Raw genomic sequence first — 16,795 nt, 5'->3', positions numbered from 1 at the left:
CGGCTAGTGAACGAATGTGAGGAGACGCGACGGGCGCATCTCGGACGGCCATTTCCATATCTCGAGCGGGCTGGCGCCACCAGCGATCGAGAAGAAGATGATGTTGGCGCGGCCGACGAGATTGTCCGCGGGCACATAACCGACGCTGAAGCGGCTGTCGCTGGAATTGTCGCGGTTGTCACCCATCATGAAATAGTGGCCTTCCGGAACGATGAACTCGCGCGTGTCATCGCCAATGCCGTTTGGCGTCAGATCGAGCGTGTCGTAACTCACGCCGTTCGGCAGTGTCTCGCGATAGACGTCCACAGGCCTGTTCTGCTCGGTGATATCCGGGTTGTCGATCTGGCCAACCTTGGTACGCGGCACACCAACGCCGTTGATGAAGAGCTGGCCGCCCTTCATCTGGATCCTGTCGCCTGGCAGACCGACAACACGCTTGATGTAGTCGACGGATGGATCCGGCGGGAACTTGAAGACGGCCACGTCACCGCGGTTTGGTTCCGAACCCCAGATACGGCCCGAGAACAGGTTCGGCCCGAATGGCAACGAGTAGCGCGAATAGCCGTAGGCCCATTTGGTAACGAAGAGATAGTCGCCTTCCAGCAGTGTTGGCCGCATTGAACCGGACGGGATCGAAAATGGCTGGAAGAACAATGTGCGAATGACAAGCGCCAGAAGCAGAGCTTGCACGATAACGCTCACGGTCTCGCCAAGTCCGCCGCTTTTCTTCTCGGGTTTATCAGCCACGCTCATCTCATCCTCACTAGAACGCCGCGCATCCACTGGGACGCACAAAGGACGCTCTAACACTTTGTATCCACGCATCGTGCTTGCCGAAAATCGATTCCGATTTCGGACCGATACGCTGTCCCGCCGGTTCATATACGGGGTCGCTGTCTGCCGGGCAACGCCAATAACCTTCAGTGTCCATCACTGTGGCGCTTCTACGACCGGCAGCGCCTCAATAATCACAAAGGCTTGAGCAAGCGGATAGTCGTCGGTGATGGTCAAGTGGACCAACGCCTGATGCCCTGCCGGCAGCAGTTTTCCAAGGTGCACGGCAGCGCCGCCGGTCAAAACCATGGTCGGCTTGCCACTGGGCAGATTGGCTACGCCCATGTCACGCCAGTAGACACCTTGCGCGATCCCGGTACCGAGTGCCTTTGCGCAGGCTTCCTTGGCGGCGAACCGCTTGGCGTAAGAGGCAGCGCGGGTCCTGCGACCTTCCGAGCGGGCCTGTTCTACGTCCGTGTAGACCCGCCGGATGAAACGCTCACCGTGCCGCTCAAGCGACTTCTCGATCCGGCGGATGTCGATCAGATCAGAGCCAATGCCGATAATCATCGTGTCGCCGAACCCAATGCATCGGATCCGGATATCTGGCGACGCGCCGCCCTTTCGGCGAGCCGCCGACGCCGGCGCTCCCGAAACGCCGTCATACCCCACCGCGTAAGCCCATAGGCGACACATCCAGTCAGAAGACCAAGCGGAACCGCACCGATCGTCATCGGCTTCAGCACCGGCTCCCACAACTGCGACAGGCTCAAATGCTCCATCATGGCGCCGAGATGTTGCGGTACCCTTTTGTGAGGCAGGTGCTCGTGCAGGATCAGTTTGCCGGTCTCCCAGGAAGCCCCCCACAAGAACGGCATGGTCAGCGGGTTTCCGAGCGCGGTACCGATGGCGGCGGCCACCAGATTGCCCGCGACCAGCCAGCATACGGCTGCGGCAACGACGAAGTGCAGGCCGAGCGGGAAGAAAGATGCGAACACACCTGCCGCCACCCCGGCGGCTACGGCGTGCGGCGTTGCCTTCAACCGTACGACGCGCTTGGCGTAGTAGCGCAGCGAACGCGACAACGAGCGGCGCGGCCAAAGCCAGACGCGCAGGCGTTCACCGAAACTTTCCGCTTTTCTGCGCTTGAACAACATGTCGATCAGGCCAAACCCACCCAGGCCATTCAGAGCGTACGGCTGCCCGGCTTCACCGGCGGAATGGCGGCCAGCTCGGGCGGCAACTGATCGGCAGGATACGCCGGAACCTCATATTGCGCGAGCGCAATCAGCGGCACCCCAACATCGGTTTTGCCGGCAGAACGGTCGATGATGCAGGCGGCCGCCAACACTTCGGCGCCGAGATCGTGCAGACAGTCGATCGTCTCGCGGATCGACAGGCCCGTGGTGACGATGTCTTCCACGATGACGACACGCGCGCCCTTCTCGATCTCGAAACGGCGCAATCTGAACACGCCTTGCTCGCGCTCGACCCAGATCGCCGGCACGCCAAGATGACGCGAAGTTTCATAGGCCGGGATCAAGCCGCCGACCGCCGGGCCGACGACATAGTCGATCGGCTCCTTCACACTCGCGCGGATCTTTTCGGCCAACGCCTTGCACAAGCGCTCGGTCTTGTCCGCATGCATGAACACCCGTGCCTTCTGCAGGAAGGTAGGGCTGCGCAGGCCGGAAGTGAGGATAAAATGTCCTTCGAGCACTGCGCCCGCCGAGCGAAAGATATCGAGCACTTCAGCCGTGTTCATGCCTTGCTGTTCCAATCATCCATTGACGCGCCGCGCATCGCTGACGCTCGAGTTTTCCTTGAGCTGCGACAGCAGCCTGTTCAAGTGCTTCAGATCCCAGACTTCCAGATCGATCAGCATTTCGGTGAAGTCGGGGGCCGTGCGCACCATCGACAGCGTATGGATGTTGGCGTCGTTCGACGCCACCACTTGTGCGATATCGGCAAGCGAACCTGGCGCATTGATGGCCGTCACTGAAACGCGTGCCGGAAAACGCTCGCGGTTGTTCTCATCGATATCCCAGCGCACGTCGATCCACCGCTCCGGCTGGTCATCGAAGGCCGTCAGCGACGGCGACTGGATCGGATAGATGGTGATGCCGGAGCCGGGCTGGATGATGCCGACGATACGGTCCCCGGGAACCGCGCCTTCAGGCGCGAAGCGCACCGGCAGATCGCCGCGCACGCCACGGATCGGTACTGCCGCATCGTCCTTCGGCTGCGTCTTGTCACGGCGCGCGGCTCTGCCTGGCATCTGGAACAGCATGCCCGCGGCATTGCGGATACGCGACCAGCCTTCCTCACGCTGCTTGGGCGGAGTGACCGTGACGCGTTCATCCTTGTAGTCGGGGAACACGGCCTTCAGGACATCCGCCGAGGCCAGTTCGCCGCGACCGACAGCAGCCAGAACGTCCTCAATATCCTTGCGCGCCAGCCGGTGCAGCACCGGCTTCAGGTTTTCCTTCGAGAAGGTTTTACCGCTACGTTCGAAAGCGCGTTCGAGGATACGCAGGCCTAGACCTGAATATTGCTTGCGAATAGCGTTCTTGGTGGCGCGGCGGATGGCGGCGCGCGCCTTGCCGGTGACGACGATGGATTCCCAGGCTGCCGGCGGCACCTGCGCCTTCGAGCGGATGATCTCGACCTCGTCACCGTTCTTCAACTCAGTCATCAGCGGCATGACACGGCCATTGACCTTGGCGCCGACGCAAGTGTCACCGACATCGGTATGAACGGCATAGGCGAAGTCGATGGGTGTGGCGCCGCGCGGTAGCGCGATCAGCATGCCCTTCGGGGTAAAACAGAACACCTGGTCCTGGAACAGTTCCAGCTTGGTGTTCTCCAGGAAATCTTCTGGATTGTCGCCCTCGGCCAACTGCTCGATGGTGCGACGCAGCCAAGCATAGGCGTTGGTTTCCTTGGAGATGGTGTGCGTGGCCCCGTTAGCCTTGCCACCGGCGTCCTTGTAGATCGAATGGGCGGCGACGCCGTATTCGGCGATCTTGTTCATTTCACGCGTGCGGATCTGCAGTTCGACGCGCTGGCGCGAAGGGCCGACGATGGTGGTGTGAATCGAGCGGTAGTCATTCTGCTTCGGTGTCGAGATGTAATCCTTGAAGCGGCCGGGCACCATCGACCATGTCGTATGGATGAGGCCCAAAGCCCGATAACAGTCCTCGACCGTGTCGACGACGACACGGAAGCCGAAAATGTCGGACAGTTGTTCGAAGGACAGCGCTTTGGCTTCCATTTTTCGGAAAACCGACCACGGCTTCTTCTGACGGCTTTTGACGCTGGCCTTGATGGCGTGCTTCTCGAACAAAGCCGAAAGCGCCTGCTCGATCTCGGCAAGCACTCCCTTGTTGCGTTCCGAGATTTCGGCAAGACGCGCCGTCACCGTGCGGTAGGCCTCCGGATTGATGTAGCGGAAGGCGATCTCCTCCAGCTCCTCGCGCATGCCTTGCATGCCCATGCGCCCAGCCAGCGGCGCATAGATTTCCATCGTCTCCTCGGCGATACGCAGGCGCTTGTCATCGCGCATATGGTCGAGGGTGCGCATGTTATGCAGGCGATCTGCCAGCTTGACGAGAAGGACGCGCACATCCTCCGAAATCGCCAGCAGAAGCTTGCGCAGGTTTTCCGCCTGTTCGGCTTTCTTGGAGACGAGATCGAGCTTCTTGAGTTTGGTCAGCCCTTCGACCAGCTTGCCCATGTCAGGACCGAACAACTCGTCGATCTCGGCGCGCGTGGCCGTGGTGTCCTCGATCGTGTCGTGGAGCAGCGCAACCGCAATGGTCGCCTCGTCCAGATGCATGTCGGTGAGGATGGCGGCGACTTCGAGCGGGTGCGAGAAATAAGGATCGCCAGAGGCACGTTTCTGGTGGCCATGCTTTTGCATGGCGTAAACGTAGGCCTTGTTGAGCAGCGCCTCGTTGACGTCCGGCTTGTAGCGCTGGACGCGCTCGACAAGCTCATACTGACGCATCATGGGCGGATTCTCGCAACGCTGAAATGAATCATGCGCCGCCAAGCAGGCGACGCATGTCACAAATAGCCACGAAAACTATGGCGCGAAAGGGCTTAAGCCCCGTCGGCTATCAATAATCGTCGTTCTTTTCCGGAGCCACCAGGCCTTCGATACCAGCCAGCAGATCCTCTTCCGACATGCGGTCGAAAGTGATGCTCTCTTCCGGCTCGTCGGCATCGGCCGCAACAGCGGTTCCGGTCTGATCGGTGATCGCCTCGGCTTCCGGTGCTTCCGGCTCATCGACCTCGACATGCTTCTGCAGCGAATGGATCAGGTCTTCCTTGAGGTCGCCCGGCGAGAGCGTCTCATCAGCGATCTCGCGCAGCGCCACGACCGGGTTCTTGTCGTTGTCACGCGGCACGGTGATCATCGCACCCTGGCTGATCTGCCGGGCGCGGTGACCGGCCAACAGCACCAGCTCGAAGCGGTTGTCGACCTTGTCGATGCAATCTTCAACGGTTACGCGGGCCATTCGATGCCCCTTTCATGCTCTTGATCTATTGGAAATCCGGCGGGCTCCATAGCCCGAACCGGCCCGGAATACAAGCACGGCGCGTCTCAAGCACCTTCACCGGCCTGCTGACGATCACAATTTCTTGCTCGATCTCCGCCCACTCTTGGAATGCCATCATCCCGGCGTTATTTCCGAAAGAATAAGGGCTTGGCGGTTTTCTTAAGAAACCTTGCCAGACGTACTTATCGCATTGCCTATTTTCAAGAAGGATATTGCTATGTTCGACCCACGCGAAAAGATCGCTCTTTTCATCGACGGCGCCAATCTTTATGCAACTTCCCGTTCCCTCGGCTTCGACATCGACTACCGCAAACTTCTGGCCAGTTTCCAGAAGCGCGGCTACCTCCTGCGCGCTTATTATTACACTGCGCTGGTCGAGGATCAGGAATATTCCTCGATCCGCCCCCTGATCGACTGGCTCGACTATAACGGTTTCAAGGTCGTGACCAAGCCGGCCAAGGAATTCACCGATGCCGCCGGTCGCCGCAAGATCAAGGGCAATATGGACATAGAATTGACGGTGGACGCGCTGGAACTTGCCGATGTCGTCGACCACTACGTCCTCTTTTCCGGCGATGGCGATTTCCGCACCCTGGTGGAAGCCTTGCAGCGACGTGGCCGCAAGGTCTCCATCGTCTCGACCATGGCCTCGCAACCGCCGATGATCTCCGACGACCTTCGCCGTCAGGCCGACCATTTCATCGACCTGATGACCTTGAAGAACGAGGTTGGCCGCGATCCGACCGACCGGCCGGCCCGGCGCCCTGAGCCGGCGGCCGCTCAGGATGATGAAGATGACGACCAGTATTGATGATGGGGGCCGGCAGATGGTAGCACCCAGGCATGCTCGCCTCCGCCGAACCAAGTCACGATTGTCCACTTTGTCCACGCCTGCATGATTTCATCGCAGGCTGGCGGCAACGCGAGCCTGGCTGGTTCAACGGCCCCGTTCCGGCATTCTTGCCTGCGAGCGCCCCGTCGGATCGCGAAGATAGCGTACGTCTGCTGATTGTAGGTCTGGCGCCCGGCCTGCGCGGTGCCAACCGCACTGGACGCCCCTTCACCGGCGACTATGCCGGCGACCTGCTCTATTCAACGCTGATTGCCCATGGTTTCGCGCGTGGGCGCTTCGAGGCACGGCCGGACGACAGCCTGGAGCTGGTCAACACGGCCATCGTCAACGCCGTGCGCTGTGTGCCGCCGGAGAACAAACCAACCGGTCCGGAGATTGCAACCTGCCGGGCTTTCCTGGTCCCGACGATAGCGCGTTTTCCGAATCTGCGTGCAATCCTGACGCTGGGGGCGATTGCGCACCAATCGACCGTTCGAGCGCTTGGGCAGCGCGTTGCCGCATTCCCGTTCAAGCACGGCGCCAGCTATGATGCAGGCAAGATCCAGCTGTTCTCCAGCTATCATTGCTCACGCTACAACACGAACACCGGCGTGCTCACGACGGAGATGTTCGTGAAAGTGTTTGGAGATATCGCCAATTTCCTCGAAAAATAGAACCGGCTGGCTACCGCGTCAGCTCGATCAATCTGGCTGGCGTCCCCTGCAGGACGTTGAGATCGACGGCACCTTCGATACCATCGACATGGCCACGGTTATGGTATTGCCAGTACACCCAGTTTTCATTGCCTGGATGAAGCACAAGTGACCGCACCCAGCGTTCCCGCGCCGGTATGACGGTTTCATAGAGATCGACGGCCTCGCCAATCAGATAGACGATGGCCGGCTTGCCGAATTGCGCTTCCACCAATTCCAGGAAAGCGTTGAGTTCCGTGCGCAGTTCTTCCGGTGTCGGGCGACGCGGGCAATTGCCACCAAACTCGATATCCACGACCGGCGGCAGTATTGGCTGGTCGCGAGGCACCACAGAAAGGAAATTCCGCGCCTGATCGGCTCCGGGACGACAGAACGTGAAGAAATGATAGGCACCCACGGCAAGGCCAGCGGCGCGGGCCTCGCGGAGATTGGTCGCGAAGGCATCGTCGACATGATCGCCACCTTCCGTCGCCTTTATCACGGCGAAGGCTACGTCATCTGCGGCGACACGTCTCCAGTCGATCTTTCCCTGATGATGGGAGACGTCGACCCCACGTACTGGATATCTTTGCCGGTCCGGGGAAAAGGCTCTGAAATACCAGAATCCAATGGCAGCCAGGACGCCTGCGGCGATCAGGGCGACAACAACAACGCGCAGCAACCGCACTGTCTTGTTAGCCATGATGCATGAACAGTTCGTAGCCGACGGGACTGGCGCTGTCCGTCATCCCCGTTCCTTCAGCAGCCTGCCCTTTTCGCGTGCCCAGTCGCGCTGTTTTTCCGTCTCGCGTTTGTCGTGCAGCTTCTTGCCGCGCGCCAACCCCAGCAGGAGCTTCGCCCTGCCCTTGTCGTTGAAATAGATCTTGAGCGGCACCAGCGTCATGCCATCGCGGGCAACGCCCTGCCCCAGTTTGGCGATCTCGCGCTTGTTGAGCAGCAGTTTGCGGCGACGGCGCGGCTCGTGGTTGAAGCGGTTGCCCTGCAGATATTCCGGCAGATACGAATTGATCAGCCAGATGCCGCCATCCTCCACCGAAGCATAGGATTCCTGGATGTTGGCCTGGCCCTGGCGCAACGACTTCACCTCGGTGCCGGTCAGCACCAAGCCCGTCTCGACCGTGTCGAGCACCTCATAGGAAAAGCGCGCCTTGCGGTTTTCCGCGGCGACCTTGTTATTGGGATCGGCCTTCTTCACCTGGTTCATGGCATTCTATTTCATTCAACTGTCGATGCCCCGATGGCATTACCATCCTGGGCGTATCGGAAAAGAAGCCATCAAATGGCGCTGCGGGCCGAATTCCGCAAGAGCGATTCCGGGAAAAGTGTGTAACGGTTTCTGTCCGGAATTGCGCAAAAACAAAGAGTTAGAGCGTTTCCGCGAAAAACGAAAACGCTCCAGAGCCGTAACAGCTAGTTCAACAGACCCGCGAACTTCATCGCAGCATCGATCTTGGCAGCGGTGCTTTCTTCCACCGTCATCAGCGGCGAGCGCACCACGTTTTCGATACGGCCGAGCCGCGAAAGCGCGTATTTGGCACCGGAGACCCCTGGCTCGACGAAGATCGCCTTGTGCAGCGGCAACAGACGATCCTGCAGATCCAAGGCACGCTCCTTGTCGTTGGCCAGTGTAGCCTCCTGGAATTCGGCGCACAGGCGCGGCGCAACATTGGAGGTGACCGAAATACAGCCAACACCCCCATGCGCGTTGAAGCCCAGAGCGGTCGCATCCTCGCCAGAAAGCTGGATGAAATCCTTGCCGCAGGCGGCCCGCTGTTCAGACACGCGCTCGATCTTGCCGGTGGCATCCTTCACGCCAACGATGTTTTTGAAATCATTGGCCAACTGCCCCATCGTCTCCGGCATCATGTCGATCACCGAACGCGGCGGAATGTTGTAGATGATGATCGGCAGCTTCGTTGCCTTGGCGACGGTGGCGAAGTGCTGATAGAGTCCGCGCTGGGTGGGCCGGTTGTAATAAGGCGTCACTACGAGAGCGGCGTCGGCACCGACCTGTTCGGCAAACTGCACCAGTCCGACCGCTTCTTCCGTGTTGTTGGAACCAGCGCCCGCCACAACGGGCACGCGCCCGCCGGCGACCTCGATGCAGGTCTTCACGACGTGGCGATGCTCTTCATGCGACAGCGTCGGCGACTCACCGGTGGTGCCTACCGGAACCAACCCAGCGGTTCCTTCCTCCAACTGCCAGGCAACGAGCGCGCGAAAGGCTTTCTCGTCGAAGCGCCCGCTCTTTTCGAACGGTGTAACGAGCGCAGTCAGCGAGCCTCTCAGCATATCTTCAACTCCACGGAACCCAGCGGTTTCCAAGCTTCTTTTTTCAGGTGTCGATCGACCCAGGCCGATCCAAACCGGCTCTAGCCCATCGAAAGGCCGGGCACCATAGTCTCGACACTGTTCTGGAGCAAGTAGAGCCAGCGCGGAAGACGGCAAAGGAAACCGAACCGATAACCTTTCTTTTATCGGAGTTGCGCAACCAACCGCTGGGCTTTTCACAACACCAACCTATCTGTAGCGCGCCGACACCTTTGAACAGACCGGAATCATGACTAGGCGGCTCTATCGTTTTGCTATTTTGGGCGCGGTCGTGGTGCTGGCGCCGGCGATCGCCATTGGCAGCGGCATCGAGAAGCGGCTGTCCGAGGCGCTGCCCATGTTCCCCGTGCCGAACAAGCAGGACTTGCCTGCTTTCAACCCAATGCAATTGAAGATCGGGCTGGACGCGCTCGCTGCCAAGAATTTCGACGGTGCGCGCGCAGCCCGCGACAGCCTGCCCGCTTCTTCGCTCGACCATCACATCCTGGCCTGGGCGATCGCGCTCTATGGCGGCGACAAGGTGCCATCCGGCGAAATCGCAGCAGCTTCCGAACTGCTGCCCGGTTGGCCGGGCATGGCAACGCTGCGCAGGAACAGTGAACGTGCGCTGGCGCGCGAGAATCCAGCCGCAGACATCGTCATCAAAGCTTTCAACGGCAGCCAGCCACAGACGGTCGAGGGTATAATCGTGCTCTCCCGTGCCTATGTGGCCACGGGCGATGTGAAGGCGGCGCAATCCGTGCTTTCCCCATTCTGGCGCACTGAAAAACTGGAAGCGAAAGACGAAACAGCCATCATCAACGAATTCGGCCCGATCATTCCTACGGCGGATCATCGTTATCGCATGGAGCGCATGTTCTATGCCGACCGGGTTGGCTCGGCACAGCGCGTCGCCATGCTGGCAGGCGCGAAGGAACTGGCCGATGCCTGGGCGGCGGCATCGCAGGGCGACAAGAACACGGCGAAACTGCTGGCTGCCGTTCCAACGGAACAGCGCTCCGCAGGCTATCTGTTCGCCGAGGCCGAATATCTGCGCAAGCGCAAGAAATTCGCCGACGCCGCGGCCTTGATCCAGAAAGCGCCAAGCGACCGCGCAGCGCTCGTCGACCCGGATGCGTGGTGGATCGAGCGGCGCGTGCTTTCGCGCGAGCTGGTCGACAAGGGGGACATGAAGACAGCCTACCGGATCGTCGCGGCACACATGGCGGAAAGCCCGACCAACGCCGCTGACGCCGAATTCCATGCCGGCTGGTATGCCCTGCGCGGTTTGAACGATCCCGCCAAGGCCGCTGAACATTTTTCCCGTATCGCCAATCTGGCTCAGGGCAGCCTTTCGCTTTCGCGTGCCTACTATTGGCTTGGCCGTGCCGCCGAAGCCGGTGGACCGGGCGATTCCAAAGACTATTTCACGAAGGCCTCAGCATTCGGTACGACCTTCTACGGCCAATTGGCGGGCGAGCGTGTTGGCAGCCGCACGCTGAACATCGCCTCTCCGCAACCCAGCGACGTCGACCGGCAGAGTTTTTCGAAACGGGAAGCGGTTTCCGCAATCGGCCGCCTGCAGGAAGCCGGGTATGAGCGCTACGCGAATACGCTCTATGTCGATCTGGCTGGTCAGTTGACCAGTCCCGGCGAGGTAGCCTTGCTTGCCGACATGGCCGAAAAGCAGGGCAATCACTACCTCGCTTTGAGAATCGGCAAGATCGCAGCGGCCAACGGCGTCAATGTCGGAGCACTGTCACACCCAATCGGCGTCATTCCGGAAAACGCGAATATTTCCGGTTCCGGCAAGGCATTGGCTTATGCGATTGCACGCCAGGAAAGCGAATTCAATGTCAGCGCGGTATCCCGGGTTGGCGCGCTCGGCCTTCTGCAGCTGATGCCGGGCACGGCTGAGCAGCTCGCGAAGAAGGCTGGTATGGCATTCTCGCAAACCAAGCTGACCACCGACCCAGGCTACAACGCCACGTTGGGCGCAGCCTTCCTCGGCCAACAGCTCGACCGCTATGACGGTTCCTATGTGTTGACCTTCGCTGGCTACAACGCCGGACCGCGCCGAGCCGACCAATGGATCAAGCGCTACGGTGATCCGCGTGGCAAGGACATCGACACGGTCGTCGACTGGATCGAACGGATCCCTTATGCGGAAACAAGAAGTTACGTCCAGCGGGTGATGGAGAATTACGAGGTCTACAAAATTCGGATCTCGGGTGAATTCGACATTGTCGGCGACCTCGTCAACGGCCGGAAGTGAGCAGCTGTGGCGCTCGTCCTATTCTCCCGAGAGAGTTGTCTGGCTTCATTCGACAACGACCCTATTTGACGTCTTCTTCCGTCGCCTGTAGCCCTTTGGAAAGACGACGAAGGCAAAGGCGGCGAGTGTGACGGCAAGCTTTTCGGATTTTTTCTACTCTTCCCCCGACGGATTGAAACTGCACGCCAGGATCTATGGCGAACAGAATCAGGACACGCTGCCGGTCGTCTGTTTGCCGGGCCTAACGCGAAATGCGCGGGATTTTCACGAGCTGGCGCTCTATCTATCCACGGAAGCCAAGACGCAACGCAGAGTTGTTTCATTCGACTATCGCGGACGCGGCCAATCCGCCTATGATCCGAACCTGAGCAACTACACAGTGGGCGTCGAGGCCAATGACATTCTCGCCGGTCTCGATCAATTGGACATCAAGGAAGCGGCCTTCATCGGCACTTCGCGCGGCGGCCTGATCGTCCACCTGCTGGGTGTCTTGAGACCCACGATCCTGAAAGCGATCGTGCTCAACGATGTTGGTCCCGCACTGGAAATCGCGGGACTGGCGCACATCAAATCCTATCTCGGAAAAGCGCCACAGCCGCAGAATATCGGGGAAGCTGTCGAAGCGCAGAGGGCGGCCCACGGGCAGGACTTTCCCGCACTGAATACCGCCGACTGGCAGCGCATGGTCGCCGCCATCTATCGCGATGAAGACGGCAAACTCGTGACGGATTTCGACCCGAGGCTGGTGGAGACGTTGGCTGGCGTCGACCTATCGAAACCGCTGCCAACCCTTTGGCCTCAGTTCGAGGCGCTCGGCAATGTGCCGATTCTGGCGATTCGAGGCAGCAACTCGAGGTTGCTGTCGGAAGCGACTATGAATGAGATGGCACGCCGACATTCAAGACTACGGACCGTGACCGTGCAGGGGCAAGGCCATGCTCCGTTTCTGGAGACCGGTAATCTGCCCAAGGCAATTGCCGATTTCATAGACGAAACGGCAGGACATTAGCCTGCCGTCAATGATCTCATAGGATCCAACGGACTGCTCCCACATCTAAAGTCCGGAGCTTCAAGCCCGCTTCTTGTCGCCCACCTCGGCTACCGCGGGCTTCTTTCTTGCGCGCGGCTTCCGCTGCTTCCCTGAAACGCCATCAAGGGGCGACAAGCTCGCTCCCCCGGCATCTTCCATCGGCCGGGTTTCCAAGACGACGACGCAGCTGTCGAGATCATTGGTCGCCAGATGGGCGTAGCGCATCGTCATTTGCAAGGTTTGATGACCGAGCCACATCTGCACGCGGCGGATGTCGATGCCCCCCTGAACGAGGCGCGAAGCACAGGTGTGGCGCAGGATATGCGGCACCACCTGGTCATCGGCACCAAGACCGACCTCCAATTTCGCCTCGTTCCAGATCTGACGGAATTGCGGCTGGTTCAGCATGGCGAACGGACCTTTCGGGCGCCGCCCTTCACCTGAGAAAGCGGCGGCCTCCCGGGCACGCAGCGTCAGCGGAATGGTACGACTGCGCCCAGACTTGGTGATCCAGAAGCTCACCCGCGTCGGCTGCAGGTCATTCCAGATCAGCCCCAGGGCTTCACCAAGACGACAGCCGGTATCGACCAGGAAAACGGCAAGCCTGTAGGCGTCCTCGCTGCGGCTGCGAATGGCCGCAAAAAGCCGCGCTTCCTCATCCTTTTCGAGGAAACGGATTCGCCCCGCACGCTCCTTCTGGCGGCGGAACTCGGGCAGGCTGTGGATATCCCCCATCTTATGAGCCTTGCGCAGCAATTTACTCAGTGCAGCCATCTTGCGATTGATGGTTGCGTTGCTGTTGCCGCGTTGGCGCAAGGTACCGATCAGGTTGTCCAGGGTGCTTTGATCGAACGCACTAAAGCGCTCTCCAAGCAAAATCTCGTCTATCTCGCCAATGAACGAGCTGACATTGTATTTGTGCCGCCCATCGTCCCACAATATGTCGCGATAGAGCGAGAACAGTTCACTGATGCGATAGGATTTTACTTCCCTGATATTTCCGGTGTTGTATTTGATCCGGATATTCTGAGACGTAAATGCAGCGAAACGATCGGAGAGCATGCTCTCCTGCAGCGCGTCTTGAGACATCTTTTTGCCACACCCCCCTGTGGATGCGCCAAGGCATACCCACAAGAAGACGTCCTTTCAAGAGAGCAATTCATAGACGACTCATTCCGGTGCTGCCGGAATCCCTTCGAGACCGTCCAGAAAATCGCTTCAGTTACCGTTCCACCCCCTGTTTCCCTTCGTTTCCCAAGCCCGACGCTAAACAAAAGAACCCGGGCGCAGGACGCCCGGGTTCGATAGGTACTTAAAGAGAGAACATCTCTTAGAAGTCGCGCTGGAAGCGCAGGATACCGCCGACGCCGTCCGACTCGCCGTGCCAGTCGCTGGCAGCCTTGTTGTAGTAGTCAACTTCGGCCGTGACGGTGAAGCCCGGAACCAGCTGATGCGCAACGTTGGCAGCCAAACCAAAGGTCTTGCCTTCGTCATACGACGCCTGGACGTTGAACGAGGTCTTCTCGTTGAACTTGTAGGTGCCGCCGCCCCAGACAGCCCAGTTGCCGTCCCACAGCTTGTAGAAGTTCTTGGTGACGTTGTCGTCCGAACCCCAGCCGCCCATGACCCACAGGTCAATCTGGTCGGTCGCCTTCACATCCAAGCGAACCTTGCCGGCCCACTCTTCCCAAACGCTGTTGTAGGCAACAACGCCAGAGATACCACCCCAGCCTGCAGTGTATTTCACACCACCGACGACGTGCGGCACGTAGCTGTCAAGAGTATCGAGGCCCTTGCCCTGCTCCAACGACACGACCGCCGAGAAGCCGTTGCCGGCATCGAAGGTGTAGCTGATCAGGTTGGTGTCGAACTCGCCGTAAGGAACGATCGTATCGTCGATGACGTTGCCGGCGTAACCGGTGAAGGTATCGAAAACCGACTCGTCCTTACCGATACGGAGACCACCGAGCTGGATCCAGGCGAAGTTCAGGGTGATACCGCTATTGCGGGCATCCCAACCAGCGCCGTCAGGTCCGCTATAATCACCGGCGCTGTTGCCGAAGTTGAAGCGGGTTTCGGTGTAGGTCTTCAGGGTGCCGAGCTCGGTCTCCTGACCGGTCCAGGTCTTCAGCGTGAAGCGGGCCTGCTTCCAATAGGTGTCATGCTCGCCGTCACCCATAACGTCGTCGACGTTCGTCAGACCTTCGCGATCACCCACGCCGATGTCGTAACGGACATAGCCGCCGATGCGCAGGCAGGTCTCGGTGCCCGGGATGTAGAAGTAGCCGGCGCCGTAGACGTCGCAGATCTTGACGTATTCAGCGGGTTCCGGCTCGGCGACGACGACTGCGTCGGCGGCGCGCGCACCGGAAACTGCGAGCAGAGCCGCAGCCGAGCCGAGGAGAAGGCTCTTAATGTTCATTTTCTGACCTCCAGTCAGAATCGAACACTGTTTTTGAAGGAATTGAGGCAAAGCTCCTTCAAGTATATGTTATTGCAATTGTTTTTGGAGCTACACGATTGCTGCGCAGTGATGGAAAAACGCTCATCGGTACAAACTGACAGCAAATGTGCGCCACCAACGCCCGCTGAGGGCCGCCGCGAAATGAGGGAATAAAGGGAAACTGGCGGAGAGGATGGGATTCGAACCCACGAGACCCTTTTGAGGTCTACTCCCTTAGCAGGGGAGCGCCTTCGACCACTCGGCCACCTCTCCGTTGCGGCGCTGGATAAAGAAAAGGGTCGGCACAATCAATAAGCCAACGCATATCAGGCCATAAAAAAGACGACACCTGAGAAAGAGACCCGCGTCCAGGTCACCTGTGCTCCGTGATTCTGCGCAAATTCGGCGGAAATCCCCATTCGCAAGGGCCGATCAAAGCCCCATGGTTAACGAGAGCTTTCGACCATGGGCAAAATCGTGTCATTTGTGCAACAACGCTATCCGATAGCGCCCGGGCACCGCTTTTGCCTGTACGTTCCTTGTTGAACCGGACAGCCCGATGGGTAATGTCGACATCGAAGAAGCGGCGCGCAGCGCATCTTTTTCAGTAAGGGGATGGGGCAGGGAACGCTGTCCTTCAGCAAAAAATACCCAGACCCGTTTTTAAACTTTTGACTGGAGGTCAGAAAATGAACATTAAGAGCCTTCTCCTCGGCTCGGCTGCGGCTCTGCTCGCAGTTTCCGGTGCGCGCGCCGCCGACGCAGTCGTCGTCGCCGAGCCGGAACCCGCTGAATACGTCAAGATCTGCGACGTCTACGGCGCCGGCTACTTCTACATCCCGGGCACCGAGACCTGCCTGCGCATCGGCGGCTATGTCCGTTACGACGCTGGCTTCGGTGACGTCGGCTCGCTCGACGGTGCCCGCGCCTTCGATCGTCTTGAGCCTACCAAGGAACAGGACACCTGGCGCAAGCAGGCTCGCTTCACGCTGAAGACCTGGACCGGTCAGGAGACCGAGCTCGGCACCCTGAAGACCTACACCGAAACCCGCTTCAACTTCGGCAACGGTGACGGCTCCGATCTGGCTCGCAACAGCGGCATTTCGCTGAACTTCGCCTGGATCCAGCTCGGTGGTCTCCGCGTCGGTAAGGACGAGTCGGCTTACGACACCTTCACCGGTTACGCCGGCAACGTCATCCAGGATACGCTGGTTCCTTACGGCGAGTTCGACACCAACCTGATCAGCTACACCTTCGACGCCGGCAACGGCTTCTCGGCGATCGTGTCGCTCGAACAGGGTGCTGGCGAATACGACACCTTCGTGCGTGACGCTGCTGACAACTGGGTTCCCGGTGTCGTGAACAACACGATCGACAGCGCTGTTCCGAACGTCGTGCTCGGCGCCAAGTACACCCAGGGCTGGGGCGGCATCTCCGGTGTCGTCGCTTACAACAGCTCTTGGGAAGAGTGGGCCGGCAAGGTTCGCTTGGATGTGAACGCGACCGATCAGATCGCACTGTTCATCATGGGCGGCTACGGCACCGACGACAACGCTGCTCGCACCTTCTACAAGCCATGGGGCGGCAACTGGGCCGTCTGGGGTGGCGGCACCTACAAGTTCAGCGAGAAGACCTCTTTGAACGCCCAGGTGTCGTATGACGAGCAGGAAAACCTCGGTGTTGCGGTCAACGTCGCGCATCAGCTGGTTCCAGGCTTCACCGTCACGGCCGAAGTTGATTACGTCAACGAAGGCAAGCGCGGCGATGCCGATTACCTCGGCAGCTGGACCGGTGCGAGCGACGAGAGCAGCATTGGTGGCCTGATCCGCTTCCAGCGCGACTTCTAAGAGAAA

Annotated in this window: 16 protein-coding genes and 1 tRNA gene; 5 read left to right on the top strand and 12 right to left on the bottom strand. The window is 59.6% G+C overall.

The genetic code is table 11. From position 1 onward, the window contains the following. Positions 1-3 precede the first annotated feature (3 nt). From lepB to rpoZ, 6 genes are all read right to left on the bottom strand, one after another. On the bottom strand, positions 4-753 hold the full coding sequence (gene lepB / locus ACFWXH_RS03435; RefSeq protein ID WP_379117530.1) for a signal peptidase I: 750 nt from the start codon (positions 751-753) through the stop codon (positions 4-6). A gap of 177 nt (positions 754-930) precedes the next feature. Beyond that, entirely contained in the window at positions 931-1,344 is a 414-nt protein-coding gene (gene acpS / locus ACFWXH_RS03430; RefSeq protein WP_054308796.1) for a holo-ACP synthase, read from the bottom strand. Further along, complete coding sequence (locus ACFWXH_RS03425; RefSeq protein ID WP_379117528.1) at positions 1,341-1,931, bottom strand: DUF2062 domain-containing protein; 591 nt, start codon at positions 1,929-1,931, stop codon at positions 1,341-1,343. Before ACFWXH_RS03425 ends, acpS begins: the two co-directional genes overlap by 4 nt. A 29-nt stretch (positions 1,932-1,960) precedes the next feature. Next, a complete protein-coding gene (pyrE, locus tag ACFWXH_RS03420) occupies positions 1,961-2,539 on the bottom strand; it encodes an orotate phosphoribosyltransferase (protein ID WP_379117526.1) in 579 nt (192 codons plus the stop codon). Between the two features lie 15 nt (positions 2,540-2,554). Further along, positions 2,555-4,786: a bifunctional (p)ppGpp synthetase/guanosine-3',5'-bis(diphosphate) 3'-pyrophosphohydrolase gene (locus tag ACFWXH_RS03415; protein ID WP_054308799.1), complete on the bottom strand. Its 2,232-nt coding sequence runs from the start codon at positions 4,784-4,786 to the stop codon at positions 2,555-2,557. A gap of 109 nt (positions 4,787-4,895) precedes the next feature. Continuing rightward, positions 4,896-5,297: a DNA-directed RNA polymerase subunit omega gene (rpoZ, locus tag ACFWXH_RS03410; protein ID WP_054308800.1), complete on the bottom strand. Its 402-nt coding sequence runs from the start codon at positions 5,295-5,297 to the stop codon at positions 4,896-4,898. Between the two features lie 259 nt (positions 5,298-5,556). Here rpoZ and ACFWXH_RS03405 point away from each other — a divergent pair, with 259 nt between their 5' ends. Continuing rightward, positions 5,557-6,150 carry an NYN domain-containing protein gene (locus tag ACFWXH_RS03405; RefSeq protein ID WP_379117523.1) on the top strand — a complete coding sequence of 198 codons (594 nt, stop codon included), beginning with the start codon at positions 5,557-5,559 and terminating at the stop codon, positions 6,148-6,150. Positions 6,151-6,182: 32 nt separating this feature from the next. Beyond that, complete coding sequence (locus ACFWXH_RS03400; RefSeq protein ID WP_379117521.1) at positions 6,183-6,845, top strand: uracil-DNA glycosylase; 663 nt, start codon at positions 6,183-6,185, stop codon at positions 6,843-6,845. Positions 6,846-6,855: 10 nt separating this feature from the next. Here the strand turns inward: ACFWXH_RS03400 and ACFWXH_RS03395 are convergent, their stop codons facing one another. The 3 genes from ACFWXH_RS03395 to dapA all read right to left on the bottom strand — a co-directional run bounded on the left by ACFWXH_RS03395 (position 6,856) and on the right by dapA (position 9,176). Further along, complete coding sequence (locus tag ACFWXH_RS03395; RefSeq protein WP_379117519.1) at positions 6,856-7,566, bottom strand: GH25 family lysozyme; 711 nt, start codon at positions 7,564-7,566, stop codon at positions 6,856-6,858. Positions 7,567-7,608: 42 nt separating this feature from the next. Continuing rightward, complete coding sequence (gene smpB, locus ACFWXH_RS03390; RefSeq protein WP_054308804.1) at positions 7,609-8,088, bottom strand: SsrA-binding protein SmpB; 480 nt, start codon at positions 8,086-8,088, stop codon at positions 7,609-7,611. 206 nt (positions 8,089-8,294) lie between these two features. Continuing rightward, positions 8,295-9,176, bottom strand: a complete 882-nt coding sequence (gene dapA, locus ACFWXH_RS03385; RefSeq protein WP_379117517.1) for a 4-hydroxy-tetrahydrodipicolinate synthase — start codon at positions 9,174-9,176, stop codon at positions 8,295-8,297. A gap of 265 nt (positions 9,177-9,441) precedes the next feature. Between dapA and ACFWXH_RS03380 the strand changes: the two genes are divergently transcribed. Together ACFWXH_RS03380 and ACFWXH_RS03375 are read left to right on the top strand one after the other, a co-directional pair. Further along, positions 9,442-11,469: a lytic transglycosylase domain-containing protein gene (locus ACFWXH_RS03380; RefSeq protein ID WP_379118944.1), complete on the top strand. Its 2,028-nt coding sequence runs from the start codon at positions 9,442-9,444 to the stop codon at positions 11,467-11,469. Positions 11,470-11,596: 127 nt separating this feature from the next. Continuing rightward, complete coding sequence (locus ACFWXH_RS03375) at positions 11,597-12,478, top strand: alpha/beta fold hydrolase (protein WP_379117515.1); 882 nt, start codon at positions 11,597-11,599, stop codon at positions 12,476-12,478. Between the two features lie 60 nt (positions 12,479-12,538). Here ACFWXH_RS03375 and ACFWXH_RS03370 read toward each other — a convergent pair whose 3' ends face one another. From ACFWXH_RS03370 to ACFWXH_RS03360, 3 genes are all read right to left on the bottom strand, one after another. Continuing rightward, positions 12,539-13,588, bottom strand: a complete 1,050-nt coding sequence (locus ACFWXH_RS03370) for a tyrosine-type recombinase/integrase (protein WP_379117513.1) — start codon at positions 13,586-13,588, stop codon at positions 12,539-12,541. Positions 13,589-13,829: 241 nt separating this feature from the next. Continuing rightward, positions 13,830-14,921, bottom strand: a complete 1,092-nt coding sequence (locus ACFWXH_RS03365; RefSeq protein WP_379117511.1) for a porin — start codon at positions 14,919-14,921, stop codon at positions 13,830-13,832. A gap of 203 nt (positions 14,922-15,124) precedes the next feature. Beyond that, positions 15,125-15,215: transfer RNA gene (locus ACFWXH_RS03360), tRNA-Ser, on the bottom strand. A gap of 416 nt (positions 15,216-15,631) precedes the next feature. Here ACFWXH_RS03360 and ACFWXH_RS03355 point away from each other — a divergent pair. Further along, positions 15,632-16,789, top strand: a complete 1,158-nt coding sequence (locus ACFWXH_RS03355) for a porin (protein ID WP_379117509.1) — start codon at positions 15,632-15,634, stop codon at positions 16,787-16,789. Positions 16,790-16,795: the final 6 nt, after the last annotated feature.

It is taken from the genome of Mesorhizobium sp. NPDC059054 (assembly GCF_042739215.1).
Classification (GTDB): Bacteria; Pseudomonadota; Alphaproteobacteria; order Rhizobiales; family Rhizobiaceae; genus Mesorhizobium.
This window is presented reverse-complemented; position numbering and strand designations above follow the sequence as displayed.

Bases quoted from the DNA above. Each gene is read 5' to 3' on its own strand.
- lepB (WP_379117530.1), bottom strand. From the start codon at position 753: ATGAGCGTGGCTGATAAACCCGAGAAGAAAAGCGGCGGACTTGGCGAG.
- acpS (WP_054308796.1), bottom strand. From the start codon at position 1,344: ATGATTATCGGCATTGGCTCTGATCTGATCGACATCCGCCGGATCGAG.
- ACFWXH_RS03425 (WP_379117528.1), bottom strand. From the start codon at position 1,931: ATGTTGTTCAAGCGCAGAAAAGCGGAAAGTTTCGGTGAACGCCTGCGC.
- pyrE (WP_379117526.1), bottom strand. From the start codon at position 2,539: ATGAACACGGCTGAAGTGCTCGATATCTTTCGCTCGGCGGGCGCAGTG.
- ACFWXH_RS03415 (WP_054308799.1), bottom strand. From the start codon at position 4,786: ATGATGCGTCAGTATGAGCTTGTCGAGCGCGTCCAGCGCTACAAGCCG.
- rpoZ (WP_054308800.1), bottom strand. From the start codon at position 5,297: ATGGCCCGCGTAACCGTTGAAGATTGCATCGACAAGGTCGACAACCGC.
- ACFWXH_RS03405 (WP_379117523.1), top strand. From the start codon at position 5,557: ATGTTCGACCCACGCGAAAAGATCGCTCTTTTCATCGACGGCGCCAAT.
- ACFWXH_RS03400 (WP_379117521.1), top strand. From the start codon at position 6,183: ATGCTCGCCTCCGCCGAACCAAGTCACGATTGTCCACTTTGTCCACGC.
- ACFWXH_RS03395 (WP_379117519.1), bottom strand. From the start codon at position 7,566: ATGGCTAACAAGACAGTGCGGTTGCTGCGCGTTGTTGTTGTCGCCCTG.
- smpB (WP_054308804.1), bottom strand. From the start codon at position 8,088: ATGAACCAGGTGAAGAAGGCCGATCCCAATAACAAGGTCGCCGCGGAA.
- dapA (WP_379117517.1), bottom strand. From the start codon at position 9,176: ATGCTGAGAGGCTCGCTGACTGCGCTCGTTACACCGTTCGAAAAGAGC.
- ACFWXH_RS03370 (WP_379117513.1), bottom strand. From the start codon at position 13,588: ATGTCTCAAGACGCGCTGCAGGAGAGCATGCTCTCCGATCGTTTCGCT.
- ACFWXH_RS03365 (WP_379117511.1), bottom strand. From the start codon at position 14,921: ATGAACATTAAGAGCCTTCTCCTCGGCTCGGCTGCGGCTCTGCTCGCA.
- ACFWXH_RS03355 (WP_379117509.1), top strand. From the start codon at position 15,632: ATGAACATTAAGAGCCTTCTCCTCGGCTCGGCTGCGGCTCTGCTCGCA.